This window comes from Mesorhizobium sp. M7A.F.Ca.AU.001.01.1.1 (genome assembly GCF_004022735.1).
GTDB classification, from domain to species: Bacteria; Pseudomonadota; Alphaproteobacteria; order Rhizobiales; family Rhizobiaceae; genus Mesorhizobium; species Mesorhizobium ciceri.
Map to the genome: position 1 here is coordinate 1 of NZ_RZPF01000402.1, position 5,924 is coordinate 5,924.

Below are 5,924 nucleotides of genomic sequence, written 5' to 3' on the forward strand. Positions count from 1 at the left end.
CAAGACCCGAATATTGCTTGCGGATGGCGTTCTTGGTGGCACGGCGGATGGCCGAGCGCGCCTTGCCGGTGACGACGACCGATTCCCACGCCGCCGGCGGCACCTGCGCCTTGGAGCGGATGATCTCGACCTCGTCGCCGTTCTTCAGTTCCGTCATCAGCGGCATGATGCGGCCGTTGACCTTGGCACCGACGCAGGTGTCGCCGACATCGGTGTGCACCGCATAGGCGAAGTCGATCGGTGTCGCGCCGCGCGGCAGCGCAATCAACATGCCTTTCGGGGTGAAGCAGAACACCTGGTCCTGGAACAGTTCCAGCTTGGTATTTTCGAGGAAATCCTCAGGGTTGTCGCCTTCGGCAAGCTGCTCGATGGTGCGGCGCAGCCAGGCGTAGGCGTTGGTTTCCTTTGAAATCGCGTGGGCGGCGCCATTCGTCTTGCCGCCGGTATCCTTGTAGATCGAATGGGCGGCGACGCCGTATTCGGCGATCTTGTTCATCTCTCGGGTACGGATCTGCAGCTCGACACGCTGGCGCGACGGGCCGACAATGGTGGTGTGGATCGAGCGGTAGTCGTTCTGTTTCGGCGTCGAGATGTAGTCCTTGAAGCGACCCGGCACCATCGACCACGCGGTGTGGATGGCGCCAAGCGCCCGGTAGCAGTCCTCGACCGTGTCGACGACGACGCGAAAGCCGAAGATGTCAGAGAGCTGCTCGAAGGACAGCGCCTTGGCCTCCATCTTGCGGAACACCGACCACGGCTTCTTCTGCCGGCTCTTTACGCTGGCGTTGATCGCATGCTTCTCGAACAACGTGGACAGTGCCTTTTCGATGTCCGTCAGCACGCCCTTGTTGCGTTCGAAGATTTCGGCAAGCCGTGCGGTGACGGCGCGATAGGCTTCAGGATTAATGAAGCGGAAGGCGATCTCCTCCAGCTCTTCACGCATGCCTTGCATGCCCATGCGCCCGGCCAGCGGTGCGTAGATATCCATCGTCTCCTCGGCGATGCGCAGGCGCTTGGCCTCCGGCATGTGGTCGAGGGTGCGCATATTGTGCAAACGATCGGCGAGCTTGACCAGCAGCACGCGGACATCTTCCGAAATCGCCAGCAGAAGCTTTCTCAGGTTTTCCGCCTGCTCGGCCTTCTTCGAGACCAGATCGAGCTTCTTCAACTTGGTCAGGCCCTCGACCAGCTTGCCCATTTCGGGGCCGAACAGATCGTCGATCTCGGCCCGCGTGGCGGTCGTGTCCTCGATGGTGTCGTGCAGCAGGGCGACCGCGATCGTCGCCTCGTCCATATGCATTTCGGTGAGGATGGCGGCGACTTCGAGCGGATGCGAGAAATACGGATCGCCGGAAGCGCGCTTCTGGTGGCCATGCTTCTGCATGGCATAGACATAGGCCTTGTTGAGCAACGCCTCGTTGACGTCAGGCTTGTAGCGCTGGACGCGCTCGACAAGCTCATACTGACGCATCATGGGCGGAATCTCGCGGTGCTGAAATGATTGATGCGCCGCACTAGCGTACGGCGCATCCCATAGATAGCCACGAAACTGACTGGACGGAAGTGCCGGAAACGTATTCCAGGCAGGTCCAGAACGCTGGCTTAGTAGTCGTCGCTCTTTTCCGGCGGCACCAGGCCCTCGATGCCGGCCAGGAGGTCTTCCTCGGTCATCCGGTCGAAGGTGATGTTCTCCTCGGCGTCGTCGGCGTCGGTGGCGGCAACGGCGGTGCCGGTCTGATCGGCAATCGCCTCGCCATCGGCCTCGGGCTCGTCGACCTCGACATGCTTCTGCAGCGAATGGATCAGATCTTCCTTGAGGTCGTCGGGCGACAGCGTCTCATCGGCGATCTCGCGCAGCGCCACAACCGGATTCTTGTCGTTGTCACGCGGCACTGTGATCGGCGCGCCCTGGCTGATCTGCCGGGCACGATGGCCGGCAAGGAGCACCAGCTCGAAGCGGTTGTCGACCTTGTCGATGCAATCTTCAACGGTTACGCGGGCCATGGATTGCCCCTTTCATGCGATGGATTTGATGGAAAACAGGCTCGGTCCATAACCCGAACGCCGCCAAAATACAAGCATCATGGCAATGGCTGGGTTGCATGGCGCCCAAACCTTGGTTCAAACACCCGATTTGGCAAAACCAGTCTGTGCTATGTGTTCGGTGTCCCGATCACAATTGCTTGCAGTGCCGCACGCGCCCTTGGATTGCCGCGAAACTGGCGCTATCTCGGATGGCATAGAGGTCAGCCGGTTTATTATGAGCCTGACCGAACGCTATCGCATTTGGTTTAGACGGGTGTTTATTTCGAGAAGGAATATTTTCCATGTTCGACCCTCGTGAAAAAATCGCCCTATTCATCGACGGCGCCAATCTCTACGCGACGTCGCGCGCGCTCGGCTTCGACATCGACTACCGCAAGCTTCTGTCGAGCTTCCAGAAGCGCGGCTATCTGCTGCGCGCCTATTATTACACGGCGCTGGTCGAGGATCAGGAATACTCCTCGATCCGTCCGCTGATCGACTGGCTCGACTATAATGGCTTCAAGGTGGTCACCAAGCCGGCCAAGGAATTCACCGACTCGACCGGCCGCCGCAAGATCAAGGGCAATATGGACATCGAGCTCACCGTCGATGCGCTGGAACTCGCCGATGTCGTCGACCACTACGTCATCTTTTCCGGCGACGGCGATTTCCGCACATTGGTCGAGGCATTGCAGCGGCGTGGCCGCAAGGTATCGATCGTCTCGACCATGGCCTCGCAGCCGCCGATGATCTCCGACGATCTGCGCCGCCAGGCCGACCATTTCATCGACCTGACGACGCTGAAGAACGAGGTTGGCCGTGACCCGTCCGAGCGCCCGGTGCGCAGGCCCGAGCCGGCCGAAGTCGACGAGGACGATTATTGAGGCCGGTCGCCTTGACCGTGCTTTCCGCCTCCGAACCCGGCCGCGATTGCCCGCTCTGCCCAAGGCTGCATGACTTCATCGCCGAGTGGCGGCAGCGCGAGCCGTCCTGGTTCAATGCGCCGGTGCCGACTTTTTTACCACCCGAGGGTGACGCGGCGGTTCAGTTGCTGATCGTCGGGCTGGCGCCTGGCCTGCGCGGTGCCAATCGAACGGGCCGCCCGTTCACCGGCGACTATGCCGGCGACATGCTCTACTCGACGATGATTTCGCACGGTTTTGCGCGCGGAGAGTTCAAGGCGCGGCCAGATGACGGATTGGAGCTGGTCGGCACCGCGATCACCAACGCGGTGCGCTGCGTGCCGCCGGAGAACAAGCCGGTGGGCGCTGAGATTGCCACCTGCCGGACATTCCTGGTGCCGACGATCGCCAGGTTCCCGAACCTGCGCGCCGTGCTGGCACTGGGATCGATCGCGCACCAGTCGACGGTGCGGGCATTGGGCGGGCGTGTCGCCGCCTATCCGTTCAAGCATGGCGGGCAGCTGCCGGCCGGCAGCATCACGCTGTTTTCGAGCTATCATTGCTCGCGCTACAACACCAACACCGGTGTGCTGACCGAAGCGATGTTCGTTAGCGTTTTCAGCCAGATAGCGGCGTTCCTGCAGAAATAGAGTCGGGCGCCAGCGGATCAGCTTGATGGCGCAAACAGTGCAGCCAGCACCGCCGGCCCACCCTTCAGCACATTCATATCGACATCGCCATTGATGCCGTCGACGCGACCCCTGTTGTGGTACTGCCAGTAGACCCAGTCGTCGCGGTCCGGCTCCAGGAGCAACGAGCGGAGCCAGAGCGGACGGGCAGCAATGCGCCCTGCATAGGTCTGCGCTGCCTCATCGGTCAGATAGACGATCGCAGGCTTGCCGAACGTCGCCTCGACTGGAGCGAGGAACGCGGCCAGTTCGGCGTTCAATTGTTCGGGCGTCGGCCGCTGCGGGCAGTTGCCGCCGAATTCGATGTCGACGACCGGCGGCAGCAGCGGCTGGTCGTGCGGCACAACCGAGATGAAATTCTTCGCCTGGTCGGCGCCAGGTCGGCAAAAGGTGAAAAAGTGATAGGCGCCGACGGCGAGACCGGCGGCGCGGGCCTCTTCCAGATTCTTCGCGAAGGCATCGTCGACATGATCGCCGCCTTCGGTCGCCTTGATGACTGCGAAGGCGACATCGTCGGCGGCGACACGCGGCCAGTCGATCCGGCCCTGATGATGGGAAACGTCGATGCCCCTGAGCGGATATTTGTCGCGGTCCGGCGAGAATGCCTTGAAATAGATGTAGCCGCCTGCTGCGACGAAACATACCAAGACCAGACTGGCCAGACCAAAGAGAACAATTCGGTTCTTCAAGCGAATGGCCCCAGCCTACCCACGCTCTTTTAACAGCCGGCCCTTCTCGCGCGACCAATCGCGCTGCTTCTCGCTCTCGCGCTTGTCGTGCAGTTTCTTGCCGCGGCCGACAGCGAGCAGCAGCTTGGCGCGGCCCTGGTCGTTGAAATAGATTTTCAGCGGCACAAGCGTCATGCCTTCGCGGTCGACGCTTTGCGACAGTTTCGCCATTTCGCGCTTGTTGAGCAGCAGCTTGCGGCGCCGCCTGGGCTCGTGGTTGAAGCGGTTGGCCTGCAGATATTCCGGCAGATAGGAATTGATCAGCCAGATCTCGCCGCCTTCGACCGAGGCGTAGCTGTCCTGGATGTTGGCCTGGCCCTGGCGCAGCGACTTGACCTCGGTGCCGGTCAGCACCAGACCGGCCTCGACCGTGTCGAGCACCTCATAGGAAAACCGCGCCTTGCGGTTTTCCGAAACGGTCTTGTTGTTGGGATCGGCTTTTCTGACTTGATTCATGATGCGGAGAGGTGGCGCCTCATCCCTAATTAATCAAGCCGGCGTGCTTCATAGCCGCATCGATCTTGTCGGCAGTCGACTGTTCGATCGTCACCAACGGCGAGCGCAGCACGTTTTCGACCTTGCCTAGCTTCGACAGCGCGTATTTGGCGCCGGAAACGCCAGGCTCGATGAAGATCGCCTTGTGCAGCGGCAGCAGGCGATCCTGCAGATCCAGCGCCTTGGCGCTGTCGCCGGCAAGCGTTGCCTCCTGGAATTCGGCGCACAGCCGCGGCGCGACGTTCGACGTCACCGAAATACAGCCGACGCCGCCATGCGCGTTGAATCCAAGCGCCGAAGCATCTTCGCCCGAAAGCTGGATGAAATCCTTGCCGCACGTGGCACGCTGCTCGGAAACCCGTTCGACCTTGCCGGTGGCATCCTTGACACCGACGATGTTCTTGAAGTCGTGCACGAGCCGGCCCATCGTGTCCGGCATCATGTCGATGACCGAGCGCGGCGGGATGTTGTAGATGATGATCGGCAGCTTGGTCGCCCTGGCGACCGCCGCGAAGTGCTCATACAGGCCGCGCTGCGTCGGCCTGTTATAATAAGGCGTGACGACCAGGGCGGCATCGGCGCCGGCCTTCTCGGCATACTGCACGAGCCCGACGGCTTCCTCGGTGTTGTTGGAACCAGCGCCGGCGACGACCGGAACTCGTCCCTTGGCCACCTCGATGCATACCTTGACGACCTGGCGGTGCTCGTCATGCGACAGTGTCGGCGACTCGCCGGTGGTGCCGACCGGCACCAGGCCCGTCGTGCCCTCCGCGAGTTGCCATTCGACGAATGCGCGAAAGGCTTTCTCGTCGAAACGCCCGCTCTTTTCGAACGGTGTCACGAGCGCAGTAAGCGAGCCTCTCAGCATATCGTCCAACTCCTTGGCACTTCTGGTGTTTTGTGTCGGTGTTTGTGGTCGCGCCTTCTAACCGAAAGCGAAGCGGCGCACCATAGTCTCGACATGGTTGCGCGGCAAGCATTGCCATGGTGCCAGCAAGCGCAATTCGAACGGCCTCGCTAACTCTTTGTTTACGGGCTCTTCACGACCTAAGTTTAGGCTTCGAGGCATCTTCGCCAGCTTGTGG

7 protein-coding genes are annotated in these 5,924 nt (G+C 61.3%); 2 read left to right on the forward strand and 5 right to left on the reverse strand.

Going from position 1 to position 5,924, the window contains the following annotated elements:
* The coding region (locus EN884_RS22370; protein WP_164895107.1) for a bifunctional (p)ppGpp synthetase/guanosine-3',5'-bis(diphosphate) 3'-pyrophosphohydrolase at window positions 1-1,474 on the reverse strand (1,474 nt) is incomplete at its 3' end.
* Between the two features lie 128 nt (window positions 1,475-1,602).
* Complete coding sequence (gene rpoZ / locus EN884_RS22375; RefSeq protein ID WP_013532591.1) at window positions 1,603-2,004, reverse strand: DNA-directed RNA polymerase subunit omega; 402 nt, start codon at window positions 2,002-2,004, stop codon at window positions 1,603-1,605.
* 323 nt (window positions 2,005-2,327) lie between these two features.
* On the opposite strand from rpoZ, the gene EN884_RS22380 reads away from it, so the two are divergent.
* Window positions 2,328-2,909, forward strand: coding sequence for an NYN domain-containing protein (locus EN884_RS22380; protein WP_010915096.1), 582 nt, complete (start codon window positions 2,328-2,330; stop codon window positions 2,907-2,909).
* Window positions 2,910-2,920: 11 nt separating this feature from the next.
* Window positions 2,921-3,577 (forward strand): uracil-DNA glycosylase, encoded by a 657-nt coding sequence (locus EN884_RS22385; RefSeq protein WP_013532592.1) that lies wholly within the window; start codon window positions 2,921-2,923, stop codon window positions 3,575-3,577.
* A 17-nt stretch (window positions 3,578-3,594) separates the two neighbouring features.
* On the opposite strand, the gene EN884_RS22390 is transcribed toward EN884_RS22385, so the two are convergent.
* The 3 genes from EN884_RS22390 to dapA are packed head-to-tail and all read right to left on the reverse strand — an operon-like array spanning window position 3,595 to window position 5,707.
* Entirely contained in the window at window positions 3,595-4,305 is a 711-nt protein-coding gene (locus tag EN884_RS22390; protein WP_013532593.1) for a GH25 family lysozyme, read from the reverse strand.
* A gap of 15 nt (window positions 4,306-4,320) precedes the next feature.
* A complete protein-coding gene (smpB, locus tag EN884_RS22395) occupies window positions 4,321-4,800 on the reverse strand; it encodes an SsrA-binding protein SmpB (protein ID WP_013532594.1) in 480 nt (159 codons plus the stop codon).
* Between the two features lie 25 nt (window positions 4,801-4,825).
* Window positions 4,826-5,707, reverse strand: coding sequence for a 4-hydroxy-tetrahydrodipicolinate synthase (gene dapA, locus EN884_RS22400; protein WP_013532595.1), 882 nt, complete (start codon window positions 5,705-5,707; stop codon window positions 4,826-4,828).
* Window positions 5,708-5,924 lie beyond the last annotated feature (217 nt).